Annotated in this window: 12 protein-coding genes; 8 read left to right on the top strand and 4 right to left on the bottom strand. The window is 42.5% G+C overall.

Annotated features, from left to right (window positions below):
- Positions 1 to 59: 59 nt before the first annotated feature.
- The 4 genes from ACW689_RS16300 to ACW689_RS16285 all read left to right on the top strand — a co-directional run bounded on the left by ACW689_RS16300 (position 60) and on the right by ACW689_RS16285 (position 3,400).
- Positions 60 to 980: a manganese-dependent inorganic pyrophosphatase gene (locus ACW689_RS16300; RefSeq protein WP_476293005.1), complete on the top strand. Its 921-nt coding sequence runs from the start codon at positions 60 to 62 to the stop codon at positions 978 to 980.
- A 68-nt stretch (positions 981 to 1,048) separates the two neighbouring features.
- On the top strand, positions 1,049 to 1,777 hold the full coding sequence (locus ACW689_RS16295) for a helix-turn-helix domain-containing protein (RefSeq protein WP_476293004.1): 729 nt from the start codon (positions 1,049 to 1,051) through the stop codon (positions 1,775 to 1,777).
- Positions 1,778 to 1,848: 71 nt separating this feature from the next.
- On the top strand, positions 1,849 to 2,562 hold the full coding sequence (locus ACW689_RS16290; protein WP_476293003.1) for a transglutaminase-like domain-containing protein: 714 nt from the start codon (positions 1,849 to 1,851) through the stop codon (positions 2,560 to 2,562).
- Between the two features lie 58 nt (positions 2,563 to 2,620).
- Positions 2,621 to 3,400 (top strand): substrate-binding periplasmic protein, encoded by a 780-nt coding sequence (locus ACW689_RS16285; RefSeq protein ID WP_476293002.1) that lies wholly within the window; start codon positions 2,621 to 2,623, stop codon positions 3,398 to 3,400.
- A gap of 122 nt (positions 3,401 to 3,522) precedes the next feature.
- On the opposite strand, the gene ACW689_RS16280 is transcribed toward ACW689_RS16285, so the two are convergent.
- A complete protein-coding gene (locus ACW689_RS16280; protein ID WP_476293001.1) occupies positions 3,523 to 5,352 on the bottom strand; it encodes a CE1 family esterase in 1,830 nt (609 codons plus the stop codon).
- Positions 5,353 to 5,478: 126 nt separating this feature from the next.
- Here ACW689_RS16280 and ACW689_RS16275 point away from each other — a divergent pair, with 126 nt between their 5' ends.
- Positions 5,479 to 7,473 carry a winged helix-turn-helix domain-containing protein gene (locus ACW689_RS16275; RefSeq protein ID WP_476293000.1) on the top strand — a complete coding sequence of 665 codons (1,995 nt, stop codon included), beginning with the start codon at positions 5,479 to 5,481 and terminating at the stop codon, positions 7,471 to 7,473.
- Positions 7,474 to 7,547: 74 nt separating this feature from the next.
- Here ACW689_RS16275 and rpmG read toward each other — a convergent pair whose 3' ends face one another.
- The 3 genes from rpmG to radC all read right to left on the bottom strand — a co-directional run bounded on the left by rpmG (position 7,548) and on the right by radC (position 8,900).
- Positions 7,548 to 7,703 carry a 50S ribosomal protein L33 gene (gene rpmG / locus ACW689_RS16270; protein ID WP_152087164.1) on the bottom strand — a complete coding sequence of 52 codons (156 nt, stop codon included), beginning with the start codon at positions 7,701 to 7,703 and terminating at the stop codon, positions 7,548 to 7,550.
- Between the two features lie 11 nt (positions 7,704 to 7,714).
- Positions 7,715 to 7,951, bottom strand: a complete 237-nt coding sequence (gene rpmB / locus ACW689_RS16265) for a 50S ribosomal protein L28 (protein WP_058028557.1) — start codon at positions 7,949 to 7,951, stop codon at positions 7,715 to 7,717.
- 274 nt (positions 7,952 to 8,225) lie between these two features.
- A complete protein-coding gene (gene radC, locus ACW689_RS16260) occupies positions 8,226 to 8,900 on the bottom strand; it encodes a RadC family protein (RefSeq protein ID WP_476292999.1) in 675 nt (224 codons plus the stop codon).
- Positions 8,901 to 9,038: 138 nt separating this feature from the next.
- Here radC and coaBC point away from each other — a divergent pair, with 138 nt between their 5' ends.
- The 3 genes from coaBC to ACW689_RS16245 all read left to right on the top strand — a co-directional run bounded on the left by coaBC (position 9,039) and on the right by ACW689_RS16245 (position 13,857).
- Positions 9,039 to 10,235: a bifunctional phosphopantothenoylcysteine decarboxylase/phosphopantothenate--cysteine ligase CoaBC gene (gene coaBC / locus ACW689_RS16255; RefSeq protein WP_476292998.1), complete on the top strand. Its 1,197-nt coding sequence runs from the start codon at positions 9,039 to 9,041 to the stop codon at positions 10,233 to 10,235.
- A gap of 131 nt (positions 10,236 to 10,366) precedes the next feature.
- Positions 10,367 to 10,957, top strand: a complete 591-nt coding sequence (slmA, locus tag ACW689_RS16250) for a nucleoid occlusion factor SlmA (protein ID WP_476292997.1) — start codon at positions 10,367 to 10,369, stop codon at positions 10,955 to 10,957.
- Positions 10,958 to 11,091: 134 nt separating this feature from the next.
- Complete coding sequence (locus ACW689_RS16245) at positions 11,092 to 13,857, top strand: S9 family peptidase (protein ID WP_476292996.1); 2,766 nt, start codon at positions 11,092 to 11,094, stop codon at positions 13,855 to 13,857.
- Positions 13,858 to 13,887 lie beyond the last annotated feature (30 nt).

Below are 13,887 nucleotides of genomic sequence, written 5' to 3'. Positions count from 1 at the left end.
TATTTTCTTAGTGAGTATCTTTGCTAAAATGGCGGCCAAATTTTAAGGAGTTCCGTCTAATGGCAATGTACGTAGTGGGTCACAAGATCCCAGATTCAGATTCAATTTGTGGTGCAATTGCACTGGCTTATTTAAAAAACCAAATCGGTGAAGAAGCAATCCCTACTCGCTTAGGTGAAGTTTCTCCAGAAACGCAGTTCATTCTTGACCGTTTTGGCTTTGACGCACCTGAACTAAAAATGAGTTATGCAGGTGAAGAGGTTTACATCGTAGACCACACAGAAAAAACGCAAGCGCCAGATGATATCGACCAAGCAACGGTTGTAGGCGTAGTAGATCACCACAAACTCGGTGATTTAACGACTTCAACACCGCTTGAGTGTTGGATCCGCCCTGTGGGTTGTAGTAACACCATCATCAAAATGATGTATGACTTCTACAATGTTGAAATTCCAGCAAACATTGCTGGTTTGATGATGTGTGCAATCCTAAGCGACACGGTTATCTTTAAGTCACCAACCTGTACCACAGCTGACATCAAGTGTGTTGAAGCGCTTGCCCAAATCGCGGGTGTTGAAGACTTCAAAGAGCTGGGCATGGATATGTTCAAAGTAAAATCAGCAGTAGAAGGTACACCTGCTCGTGATCTAGTTATGCGTGATTTTAAAGACTTCAACATGAACGGTAAGCTGGTGGGTATTGGCCAATTAGAAGTGATTGATCTATCAGTATTTGATCAGATCAAAACTGAACTTGAAGCGGATATCGCGAAACTGAAAGAAGAAGGTGGTCGTCACTCAGTACTATTACTGTTGACCGACATCATGAAAGAAGGCTCGCAAATGCTTATCGCGTCTGATGACGAAGGCATCATTGAAACAGCCTACGGAGTGAAGCCAGAGCAAAGCCGCGTTTGGCTTGACGGTGTACTCAGCCGTAAAAAGCAAGTTGTACCACCACTACAAGACGCATTTGCTTAATCAAGTAAATAACGTCCATATTTGAAAAACCGAAGCACTGGCTTCGGTTTTTTGTTATCGTCAGGTTGATGAAAACGCTATTTATCGAACCCGGACTCTTCGCCATTCGCACTCAAGTGATTGACACTGAGGCGCACCAACACGCCTTAATACAGCTCACCATTTTAGAGCGCGCCGGTACACTGTCGATTACCAGCGAACAGAATACAGTTGTTGAAAGCAACAGTATCACTCTCATACAAGCCGATATAGTGCATCAATTGCAGATGGAACAGGGTTGGATAGTGCTCATAGAACCAAGTAGCCAAATTGGCCTGCAAGCACAAGAAAAACTGGCAAGTCACGAGTTTCGGACATGGCCTCTGACTACACCTCATGAATCACTCAATACCCTTCAAAGCATACTCGCTCAAGCTCAATTGACTTACCCACCTAACACTAACTCGCATCATACTCACCTTGATACCCGTATTGCTCGTTTGCTCGAACAATTGGATCAGTGTTTTACACAAGACTGCTTAAAACCAGAACATTGGCAAGCGCAAGAGGTCGCGAGTATTGTTAACCTATCACAAAGCCGATTTTTGCATTTATTCAAAGAAAATATGAAGTTACCTTGGCGACCCTATTTACTATGGCGCAGGTTAATCTGTGCCATTCAAGCGTTAAGCCAGGGGCAGTCCGCAACACAAGCCGCTTATATTGCAGGTTTCGCTGACAGCGCACATCTCAGTCGCACCTTCAAAAAACAGTTTGGGATCACCCTGCGTCACGCACTTAAAGGCATTCAAAGGTAAATAGCCAGTTTATTCAATTTCATTTGGCAGCCTGTTGGCATACTCCTACACACAACTTTAGGAGTAAACATATGCACCATTACCTCAAACAAACACCACTATTAAATTTTACACACCCTAATATCCAAGCACTTATTAGTACTAAAGGCTGGTTGCAGATGAGTAAACCAGAAGCACTTCAAGCAATCTATAACTTTGTCAAAGATGAGATAAAGTTTGCTTATAGTGAACGAGATGATTTGTGCGCAAGTACGGTATTACAGGATGGCTATGGGCAATGTAACACCAAAGGCACCTTATTAATGGCGTTACTGCGCGCCGTGCAGATCCCGTGTCGCTTGCATGGCTTCAAAATAGATAATGCGCTTAAAAAAGGCGTGATGCCGAATTGGATTTTGCAACTCGCCCCCAAAGCAATCATCCATAGCTGGGTTGAGGTTTATAGCAGTGGAAAATGGTTAGAACTAGAGGGTTATATCATTGATAAACAATATTTGTCTGCAATACAGAAGCGTTTTTTGAACCATCAAGGGCAGTTCATCGGCTATGGTATTGCTACCCCTTGCCTGCAGTCACCAGCCAATGAATTTAATGGGGGAAATACCTATATTCAGCGAGAGAGTATTATGAAATCTTTGGGTGTATTTGCTCACCCTGAGCAATTCTACGACCAATTTAGTAATCTCAAAGGGATAAAGAAATGGCTATACCAATGGATATTACGCCACATTATAAATGCCAATATCGTGCAAATTCGGCAAAAGACGCATCACAGCAGCTCATAGCACCGACAAGGCAGCCTCAATTATGCCATTGTTTACTTTGTAGCTAGAATGAGTAGTGATGAAGATTATGCAGCGTCTTTCTATGGTATTCAATTTGTTAAATAGTATTCTTTGTCGGTGTGTATACATAGGCTTACTATTTTTTGCCACTTTCACCGATGCTCAGCAACTCACGCTGGTCAGCAGCGAAGGTCCACCTCATACAATTAATGATGAAGTGCATAGTGGCATTGATTTAGATGTCACTAAAGCAATATTGAAGCGCCTAGGGTTCGAAGTTAAGCTAATGTTTGTACCGCTTGGGCGAGCTGAGGTGCTAGTAAAAACAGCGGAAGCTGATTTAATGGCACCCATTTTTCATACACAAGACAGTAAAAACTTTTTTATCAGTGAGCCAATTGTCACTTATAAGCCGATGGTTTTTTCATTGAAAAGCGCAAAACTGTCTCCTGCCAATATTATGGAACTTAGTAATTATGCTGTGATCACTTTTCAAGGTGCTCCAGGCTATTTTGGTGAAGAGTTTAAAGCGATGGCAGCAAAAGCTGATTATGTAGAATCACCTCGAATGTCAGTGATCCCCAATTTATTACACAAAGACCGATTTGATTTTGCTGTTCTCGATAAATATATTTTTTATTATTTTTACCGCCAAAACAATAAAGCGCGCTCGATAGCACACTTTCAAGAACACCCACTTATACCACCCGTTAAAGCAAGTGTTGCATTTAAAGATGCACAGCTTCGAGATGCTTTTAATCATGAGCTAAACCTTTTTAAGCAAGAAGATAGTTACCAACAAATTGTCAATCACTACCTAGGAAACATTCCCTTTTAAAAAATTCCAGTTAATGATGAGTATCGCCTTTAAAGCGTTTGTCTGTGAAAAAAGCCGCCTAAGCAGCTTTAGGACTGGGGAAACATAGCAGCGATTCAACGCTGTAAAGGTAGAACGCGACGTTACTGTCGAGCGAGCATCTCTGTTAATGCTTCTATCACTGTTTCGGGGTGCTCAAAGAGGACTTGGTGGCTCGCATGCTCTAGCGGGAAATAGTCGCCTTGTGTCTGCGCTACTATGGCTTTGCTCCAAGTGCTTCCTTCGGTTTGCCACTTGATAAGCCCTTGCTTTTGAGCTTCGGTTTCTGCCTGACTAATATCAATCCGCTCAAAGTCACTATCGATTATACTAACTGGAATCGAAAGGTTATCAGCAAGATAGCGCGATGCCTCTATATCATCGTAGTAGTTCATCATCTCCTTGATACGAGTCACTTGCCTACTAATTCTTGTGCGTTGAGAAGTTACAGCATCATAGTAGCCCCAATCCATTTTTGGCATATTATCAGACGAAATGAGACCTCGAACTTCCGTTCGTTCAAGCGCGATCCTCTCAAGCGTCCGCTCTGTCCACGCTCCAGTTGATACATGCTCAGTAAACTGCTTTTTATATTCGCGCAAGTATGCAATGTCCTCTGACTGATACTGACTGATAGAGTGTGGCAGTAAAATATCTGGATCAACCCAAATCATCCCCTTGGTCGTGACGGATTGATTAGGGTGATTTTGATACATTAAGGTTGCTAAGTTACTGTTCGAAAAAGCAATGAATATAACGGATTTAACTTTTAATGCTGCTAGCAGCTTAGGTAAGTCCTGCGCAAACATAGATAAAGAGGGCTCCGTAACATCTGTGCTCCATGCGTTATTAAGCCGATCGACAACATGTACTTTGCCATGCTCTGCAAGCATAGGCTGTATTAAAGCACTCCATGCCGAGTCACTATGGAAAAACTTATTCGTCCCTGATAAAAGCACTATGTCACTCTTACCATTACTGGACCCCATTGTTCTGACATGATAATCGCCCGACTCTAGACGGTAGAGCGCAGAATGAGATGGTAGCTTTACATCACTGCTCTCATCAAAAAATGTGAGTACTTCCTTACTTGTATTAAAGTTATTAAAGGACCAAGTATGATAGCCACCATGAATTGAGATAAGTTTATTCGTGATAAATTCATCGTTCTGATACACCCTCGCTAAAACGCCCTCTGCGACGGTTTCCTCTGCAAATTCACTGTTTATTTGGTTTTGTCTAGCAATAAGGTCAATTGCATTGTGGGCTGACAATAGCCCAAAGTTGCTATGTTCTAGGCCCTCATAAGGTAAGGTGTCATCAAGCGTCCCCATCACCATCATATAATTAGTTGGCTCAGCAATCGAACACACAGCCGCCAGCTGTTTAGACATGGGTGAAGCAACACTTGCAACCCCTTTGAATAGCTCATTGTGCTTACACATCATGTTTTGACTAAATAACCCACCTTGAGAAAAACCGACAGCGTAGTTCTCTCCCTCAAGTAAATTATATTCGCCATGCATCTCATTGACGATATCCACAACAAACTCTACATCTTGGGCATTAAGTCGATGTGCCACATTGCAACCACATCCATCATCCCACTCTACTTCTTTCGATTTAGGATAAACAACAATATAGTCATCACTGAGCAGTTCAAAGCCCGTCATTTGCTGCATTCCTTCGGCCGTTCCACCAGAGCCATGGAACGCAATGAGCAACTTATATGCCTTATGCTTATCAAATCCAACGCTAGGAAAAGCAATCCGATAGTGGCGACCATGCCTAGAGACGACCTTTGTCGTGTTAGCCGATAGCTCGTCACTACTGACATCAGAAGTCATTGGCTCGGTGCTATTTGTGTTGTTCGACTTGCTACTGCCACATGCACACAACCCTATCGCAAGTAGAAAGGTAAAAGTTAGCCTCATTATAATTTCCTCCTTTAACTTTGCCTTACCCTAATTTGCTTGCTAAATTGGTGCATAACGATTTGCAGATTTTATCGTTACCTTTTCCTTACCAAAAATAAAAATATAATAATCAAAAACTTGAAGATGAATTATTTAATAAATGGAATTGTTTTTAATACTCAACTCCGCACGCTGAATTTCCAAAGCACAACGATTCAGCTAGAAGCAAAGTCTTACGAGTTACTGCTAGCGTTCATTACTCACCACAAGACGATACTGTCTAGAGATGAATTAATCGCCCTAGCATGGCAAGGACAAGTTGTTTCTGATGGGGCAATAAACAAAGCAGTATCTAAACTGAGACGACACTTAGCACAGCTCCAACGCAATACGGTATTTATTGTTACAAAGCCCAAATTGGGCTATCAGCTTCGCTTTGAAGCTGAACCAATTGCCGATGACACAAAGCACGCTCAAACAAGCACATTAGATAAGCGGTATTTGCTGCTCCCTGTGTTAATCATGATAAGTGCAACACTCTATCTATTTAATCTAACTCAATCGGATAGCGTGACTAAAACGACAGTTTTACTTGAACGGATCTCGGCCTACGATGGTTTAGAAAGGAATCTTAGCGCCAGTAGGAACGCTCAATTACTATTTATATCTTCACCGACGCATAACCAACCTAAAAGACTAATTTTAAAGTCTCTCACAGATAACTCAGAGCAAATTATTCCTATTGATTCTCAGTCTTTAACCTTTGCTAGCCTAAGTCCCTCGGGCACATCAATTATGTGGGTCGCCCAAAATAATGAGGGCTGTAACATAATGCAATATGAGCTGCGCTCTGACACTCAACGACCTATTTTTACCTGCTCTGATATGCAGGATATTAAACTGAGTTGGCAAGCCGATGAGCAAGCCATTTTTATCCGTGCCAGAGTCAATAACGCGTCACCTTACGTGATTTATAAACTCATGTTGGGCTCAAAAACACGACAACAAATTTCACTGCCACTCAAGTATGCACAAATGAGAGGGGACTTTTTGCTGGCTGCACACCCCAAAAATAATCTTATCGCTTATGTTCGGTATACTGAGTCAAACACCACAGAAATACATCTTGTTGATGGCAACACTTTTGACACACACGCTGTTTATCCCACTCCACACATGGTCAATGCAATCACTTGGAGCGCCATAAGTAATACACTGTATCTTGCTGATGAAAAGAAGATCTACCGACTGAATAATGACACCGGTCAAACTGAATTAATTAAACAGCTGAGCTTGCCGATTGAATCAATGTCAGTTATCGACCGTGATATGCAAGACAGGATATTATTTAGCCAATATCATGCTAGCTCGTCAATTAAAAGCTATAACTTGGGCAATAAAACAATAACGAATGTTTTTAATAACGCCGCTCTGAATCGTTTACCACGGAGCTACCAAGATGGCCTTGTTTTTATTTCTGATATGGGAAAAGAGCACACGCTTTGGCATTATCAGGGGGAAAAGTTATCGCAGTTAAACATCCCATTTGAATTTGGGTTCTCTCGTTACCATATCAACTCAGCATTACAAACTATGGTGTTCGAAAAGCTCGGTGCCGTCTATGAATATGACCTCAACCATGCCTCCCTAAAGCGACTTATCGGCAGTGAACACCAAGCATACGCTGCTAACTATGGGTCGGATCCAAATCATATTGTTTACAGTAGCAATAAATCAGGTCAATGGCAGCTATGGCAATACAATAAAAAGACCTCATTACACCAAAAACTGACCACCCATGGCGGGTATAGTGGCTATTTTTATCATGATCAGCTTTACTTTAGTAAGCGTAATCAAGCAGGATTATGGACTTTAAACTCTGGCAAAGAACAGATGTTGATTAAAGATTTCAGCAATATCAACTGGCTAAACTGGCAAATTGTCAATGGCAGTATCTACTTTTATAGGAAAGGCTCAGGTGTCTGGCAATATCATTTAGGCCGCCAAGTCGAAAAGCTAGTCATGAGTGAGCCCGAAGGCTTTGTACATCAGTACCATATCACCAGTGATGAACAACAACTTATATTCGTGCAGTTAAACCCACTACAAGGTGATATACATGCTCTGGTACTCAACTAAGCTGTTGTCTTTAAAGCCAATAAAAACAAAAAACCCAGCCGAGGCTGGGTTTTTAGTATTCTGTAAAAGCAAAATTACTTGATTTTTGCTTCTTTGAAAACCACGTGCTTACGAACCTTAGGATCGTACTTTTTGATTTCCATTTTTTCAGGCATGTTACGCTTGTTCTTGTCGGTAGTGTAGAAATAACCAGTACCAGCAGTTGAAACTAAACGGATCTTATCACGCATGATTCAGCTCCTTAAACTTTTTCGCCGCGAGCACGGATATCTACTAATACCGCGTCGATGCCTTTTTTATCGATAATACGCATACCTTTAGTAGTAGTACGTAATGTAACGAAACGTTTTTCGCTTTCAACCCAGAAACGGTGTGTTTGTAGGTTAGGTAGGAAGCGACGCTTAGTAGCGTTGCGCGCGTGTGAACGGTGGTTACCTACCACTGGGCGCTTACCTGTAACTTGACAGACTTTAGACATGTCTATGTATCTCCAATAACTTCGCTCGAGCTTAATTTTCCCTTGGACCTTAACTGCGTTGCCCCGGGGTAAATCAGAGGGCGCTCTTTATACAGCATCTACAGGCAGAGATCAAGGATCTGATCCTATCTAATCAGCTCATGTGTAAATTTGATAGCGGCCAATTATAATGATCGAAAGCCCCTTAGGAAAGCAAAAACTGCATTTAAATTAAACTAATTTGTAAAAAAGCGCGCAAAGTGATGTTTTTTACAACTTTGTTGCCTTAAACTCGCTAAATTAGCCCACGCTGGGCAAATGAAATACATTGGTTACCTGCCACTATCAAATGATCGAGCACATGTATATCAACTAAGGCCAGCGCATTTTGTAGTTTTTTGGTGATTAATTTATCTGCGTGGCTGGGCTCAGCAACACCCGATGGGTGGTTATGAGCAAAAATAAGCGACGCGGCATTATACTTTAAAGCCGCTTTGACAACCTCCCGAGGATAGACACTGGCAGCATTAATTGTACCGGTGAACAACACCTCATCTTTTATCAAACGATTTTGATTATCTACAAACAATGCCATAAATACTTCATGACCTAACCCGCGCAACTGCATCGTTAAATAATCATTCACAGCTTGTGGACTGTGGAATATGGTGTCTCGTAGACACTGCTCTTTTAAATAACGTTTACTGAGCTCTAACACAGCTTGTAGCTGAACATACTTCGCCTCGCCTAACCCCTTAAACGTTGAAAACTCATCCAAACTGGCATTAAACAAGTTTTCCAATGAATGACTTTGCACAAGCAATGACTGGGCAAGTTCAATGGCATTCATTCCTTTAATACCAGTACGTAAAAAAATTGCGAGTAGCTCTGCATCTGTTAGAGCTGATGGTCCCTGAGTTAGCAGCTTTTCACGAGGGCGTGCATGCACAGGCAGTGTGTGTAATTGCATCTCCGATCCTTAGAGTGATTATCCGTTTATCTTAAGTGTAGTGAGCAAATTTGATTATTCAAAACCTGTGGTTACTCCCCTCACCAAGCATGCTGTGTTATCTTTATAGCCTCGAAAATAAAACTTGGGTTTCAGGGCATGAGCCAACAAAACAAAAACATTGTGCTAGGGATCAGTGGTGGTATCGCCGCATACAAATGTGCCGAACTGGTTAGACGTTTGAAAGAGCAAGGCTGTACCGTCAAGGTCGTGATGACAGACTCTGCGAAGCACTTTATTACCCCATTAACCATGCAAGCCGTCTCTGGCGAACCTGTATCAGATTCATTGCTAGACCCAAGTGCTGAAGCCGCCATGGGGCATATCGAGTTTGCCAAATGGGCTGATCTGATCTTAGTTGCACCAGCCAGTTGCAACATTATTGCCAAAATGGCACATGGCATCGCCGATGATTTGCTCACTACATTATTGCTCGCCACACCAGCAGAAGTGGCAGTTGCGCCGGCGATGAACCAACAAATGTATGCGCATGCGGCCACACAAGCTAATTTAAAAACGCTCTCTGCTCGTGGCATAAAAATTTGGGGACCCGGTCAAGGAGAACAAGCTTGTGGCGACGTTGGTGCAGGGCGAATGTTAGAGCCCCATGAATTAGTCGAGTTGTGCTTAGCGCCAGAACCTGCCACCGTTTTGGCAGATACCACAGTGACTATCACGGCTGGCCCAACTCGCGAAGCGCTCGATCCCGTGCGCTTTATCAGCAATCACAGCTCAGGAAAAATGGGGTACGCACTTGCTCAAGCCGCACTGATGCTTGGTGCAAAAGTGAATCTTATTTCTGGTCCGGTCACTATTACACCACCAGCTGGTGCCAATGTCATTAACGTTGAGAGCGCAATACAAATGCGCGATGCCGCGCTGAAATTAGCACCAGAATCTAATATTTTTATCGGTTGTGCAGCGGTTGCAGACTATCGAGCCTCACAAGTGAGTGAGCAAAAAATTAAAAAGCAAGGTGAAGATATCACTGTCACTATGGTTAAAAATCCCGACATCATTGCCGAAGTAGCCGCACTCACCAATAAACGTCCTTACACAGTTGGTTTTGCCGCCGAAACGCAAAATGTAGAGCAATATGCGCAAGGTAAGCTGAAAAATAAAAACTTGGATATGATTTGCGCGAACGATGTATCAAGAGAAGGGCTTGGGTTTAATGCTGACGACAATGCGTTAACCCTATTTTGGCAAGACGACAGTATTGCGCTTCCTGTTGCAAATAAACAAGAACTCGCGCTAAATGTTATGTTGGAGATCACAAAGCGCTTTGATTATTAATGTATTATTTTCAGCCACTTTAAAATACTAGCACCAAGCTGAATAAAACATTAACATAAGGCCCCGAGCAAATAAGTGTGAGCTGCTTGGGGTTTGCACTGACCATAATAACGATAACGAAAGGAAAGTTCATGCCAGCGACTAAACGCAGTAATCGCAAAGAGCAAATACTACAATCTCTCGCACAAATGCTTGAAACTAGCCCCGGTCAACGCATCACCACCGCAAAATTGGCCGCTGAAGTGGGTGTATCTGAAGCAGCACTTTACCGTCACTTCCCCAGTAAAGCTCGCATGTTCGAAGGCTTGATAGAATTTATAGAAGATACTTTGCTATCGCGTATCAACCTCATTTTAGAAAATGAAAAAGAAACCCAAGGACGTATTTATAATATTTTGATGCTACTCCTTGCCTTTGCTGAAAAGAACCCTGGGATCACCCGTATTTTGACTGGCGATGCGCTACAAGGTGAACAAGAACGTTTACGAGAACGCGTACAGAGCCTATTTGAAAAGCTTGAAACACAATTTAAACAAGTCCTGCGTGAACGCAAACTTCGTGAAGGTAAAGCCTTTGCGACGGAGGAAAGTGCACTAGCTAACTTATTTTTGGCTTATGTTGAAGGCAAAATGAATCAATTCGTTCGTAGCGATTTTAAGGCATTACCCAGCAGTCAATTTGAAAAACAATGGGTCGAACTACAAAAGATCTGGCTCGCCTAACCCCTATCTTAAACAAGGTGATAACGTATGTTTTCACCTTTTATCTCTCTATCTTAGACATTTGCCGCAAGCAACTTTAGGCAAGTTTACTTCCATGTTAAAACCCTAACATGGCCCATAACTAAAGTTAAAAAATGAAATCCACTTATTCTTTGCTTGCTGCAAGCATGCTGTTTGCGGGCTCCGCCGTTGCCGGCAAAGCCCCGCTAAAATTTACCGATGTTTTTGATTATAAGTATGCACGAGGCACCGTGCTATCCGAGGATGGTCAGTTCCTCAGTTTATCGGCTCAGCCCTATCGTGGTGACTCGATTGGTCAAATATATAATTTACAAACCAACCAGCTACTTGCACAAATCCCCAGAGGCACCAAGCCATTCATTAATAAGTCAGCAAACTGGGTGGCATTTAAGCAGCCTGCTTCATTATTAGAACAAGAAACCGCTGATAAAAAGGCCAAAAAAAAACTGCCTACCAACCTAATCCTCGTTAGTACAAGTACGGGTGAACAACACACATTTGAGAACATTAGTGACTATCAGCTTTCTGACGATGGCCAGTGGTTAGCTTATCGCGAAAAAAGCACTGATAAAAAAGACAAGCCAAAAAGTAAAGAAACTCCCCGTGAAGAGCAAGTCAGCATTCCATCAGACAAAGGGGATAAAGCTTATACCTTAGTCGTGGTGAACCTCAAAACCCAAGCGGTTCAGCGCATTCACAATGTTGCAAAATATGCCCTAAGTCCTGCCGCTAACGGCATTTTGTTTAATACCGTTAGTGACGACGGGGCGAAAAACCACATCACTTATCTTGAACTAGACACTGCTAAGCAGCATATTTTGTTTGACGAACCCGGTATAACGGTGAGCCAAATCGCGTGGCACCCTAAGGGGCAAAGGGTGGCTTTTTATCAAAGTAACTACGTTAATGATGATAAGCGTCGCAGAAATTACCAACTGACACTTTGGCATATCAATGAAAATAAGACCCAGCATATTGTCCACCAACGAGGTTGGCAAAGTGGTAAAACTGCCTCTTTAAAATGGTCCAAAGAAGGTGAGCGCCTGTATTTTGAAAACCGTCCGGCTTTAGCAGCGAAACCAAAAGAACTTAAATACGAAGCGCAAAACTCATTAACCGATGTTGATGTGATCCGGGCACAAAAGGGCCTACAAATTTGGCACAACAACGACCCAGAAATAAAAACTCGTGAGGCAAAATCATGGAAAGATGTGAATAAGCATCGCCATTATCAAGCCGTTTATCACATTAATGGCGAACAAGTTGTCCAGCTGAGCGATGACTCACTGCCTAATATTACCCTAAATACTGAGGCCAACTTTCTGCTGGCGAGTAATGACCAGCCTTACCTAAAACAGATCATGTATAAAGGCTTTTATGACGATTACTACGCGGTCAGCGCTACAAGTGGCAAAAAGCAACTCATTGTCAAAGAATCTCCATTTAAGCCAAGTTTGTCACCAACAGGTAAGCATGCGGTTTATTTTAAAAACCAGCAAGTTTGGCTAAAAGACTTAGCGCAGCAAAGCGAATCGGCTATCAGCAAAGCTGTTAAAGACGCAATCTTCGCCGATGATAGACACGACTACCCGCAACCACAACCTGGTTATGGCTTTGCGGGTTGGCAGCTAGATGGCAACGTTGTGTATGTTTACTCTAAATACGATATTTGGGCCTTTGATGTTCAAACGCAACAAGCAACGCGCTTAACGCAAGGTAAAGAAACACAAACCCAATACCGTGTTAAACAACTTGGCGACGATAAACTCGGTTTTAGCCGTGACGACAGATTGTTGCTTGAAGCACACAACTTGGCTAACAAGCAGACCCATGTCGCTACTTTGTCATTGACTGATAATAAACTCACCGCGGTATTAAGCGGCGAAGCGCGTTTTACTCTAGTTAAAAAGGCAAAAGAGTCTGACAAACTCATCTTTACCAAACAAACCTATCATCAGTTTCCCGACTATTGGCACACCAACACAGCATTTCAAAAGCCACAAAAAGTGACCAATTTAAACCCTCAAACTCAGCAATTTGCATGGGGCGAAAAACCAGAATTGGTGCGATACAAAGGTTATGATGGTGAAGATTTACAAGGCGTACTGATCAAACCTGCAGGTTACAAAAAGGGCGATAAGGTACCTGTTGTAATTTACTTCTATCGCTACATGAGTCAACGTATGTATGACTTCCCAAAAATGGAGTTAAATCATAGGCCTAACTTCCCAATGTTCACCTCAAATGGCTACGCAGTATTCTTACCAGACATTCGATTTGAAATTGGCTATCCAGGTCGTTCATCAACACAAACCATGATCAATGCAGCACAAAAGCTGATTGATATGGGTGTAGCACATCCAGATAAAATTGGTTTACAAGGCCACTCTTGGGCGGGATACCAAAGCGCCTTTATGGTGACACAAACCGATATGTTTAAAGCGGTCGTATCTGGTGCACCAGTTTCTAACATGACCTCGGCTTACAGTGGTATTCGATTGAAATCAGGCTTAGCACGTCAGTTCCAATACGAAACAGGGCAAAGCCGTATTGGGAAAACACTAATCGAAGCACCTGAGTTATACATTGAAAATTCACCGGTCTTCTATGCAGACAAGGTCAACACACCTATCCTAATTATGTTTGGTGATCACGATGGTGCTGTGCCATGGCAAGAAGGTATTCAATACTACCTCGCGCTTCGTCGCCACAATAAAGATGCCATATTCTTGCAATACGAAGGCGAGCCACATCATCTGAAAAAGTTCCCAAATCAAGTGGACTTCTCAATTCGTATGATGGAGTACTTTGACCACCACTTAAAAGGCAAACCGGCCGCACAGTGGATAAAACAAGGTAAAGCCTATTCCGACGAGTAAATGTGTCATTACCTTTAACAAGCAAAAAAA

It is taken from the genome of Pseudoalteromonas sp. ABE4_541 (assembly GCF_056312285.1).
Note: the sequence above shows the minus strand (reverse complement) of the source record. Positions and strands in the feature narration are given on the sequence as shown.

Bases quoted from the DNA above. Each gene is read 5' to 3' on its own strand.
- ACW689_RS16300 (WP_476293005.1), top strand. From the start codon at position 60: ATGGCAATGTACGTAGTGGGTCACAAGATCCCAGATTCAGATTCAATT.
- ACW689_RS16295 (WP_476293004.1), top strand. From the start codon at position 1,049: ATGAAAACGCTATTTATCGAACCCGGACTCTTCGCCATTCGCACTCAA.
- ACW689_RS16290 (WP_476293003.1), top strand. From the start codon at position 1,849: ATGCACCATTACCTCAAACAAACACCACTATTAAATTTTACACACCCT.
- ACW689_RS16285 (WP_476293002.1), top strand. From the start codon at position 2,621: ATGAAGATTATGCAGCGTCTTTCTATGGTATTCAATTTGTTAAATAGT.
- ACW689_RS16280 (WP_476293001.1), bottom strand. From the start codon at position 5,352: ATGAGGCTAACTTTTACCTTTCTACTTGCGATAGGGTTGTGTGCATGT.
- ACW689_RS16275 (WP_476293000.1), top strand. From the start codon at position 5,479: ATGAATTATTTAATAAATGGAATTGTTTTTAATACTCAACTCCGCACG.
- rpmG (WP_152087164.1), bottom strand. From the start codon at position 7,703: ATGCGTGATAAGATCCGTTTAGTTTCAACTGCTGGTACTGGTTATTTC.
- rpmB (WP_058028557.1), bottom strand. From the start codon at position 7,951: ATGTCTAAAGTCTGTCAAGTTACAGGTAAGCGCCCAGTGGTAGGTAAC.
- radC (WP_476292999.1), bottom strand. From the start codon at position 8,900: ATGCAATTACACACACTGCCTGTGCATGCACGCCCTCGTGAAAAGCTG.
- coaBC (WP_476292998.1), top strand. From the start codon at position 9,039: ATGAGCCAACAAAACAAAAACATTGTGCTAGGGATCAGTGGTGGTATC.
- slmA (WP_476292997.1), top strand. From the start codon at position 10,367: ATGCCAGCGACTAAACGCAGTAATCGCAAAGAGCAAATACTACAATCT.
- ACW689_RS16245 (WP_476292996.1), top strand. From the start codon at position 11,092: ATGAAATCCACTTATTCTTTGCTTGCTGCAAGCATGCTGTTTGCGGGC.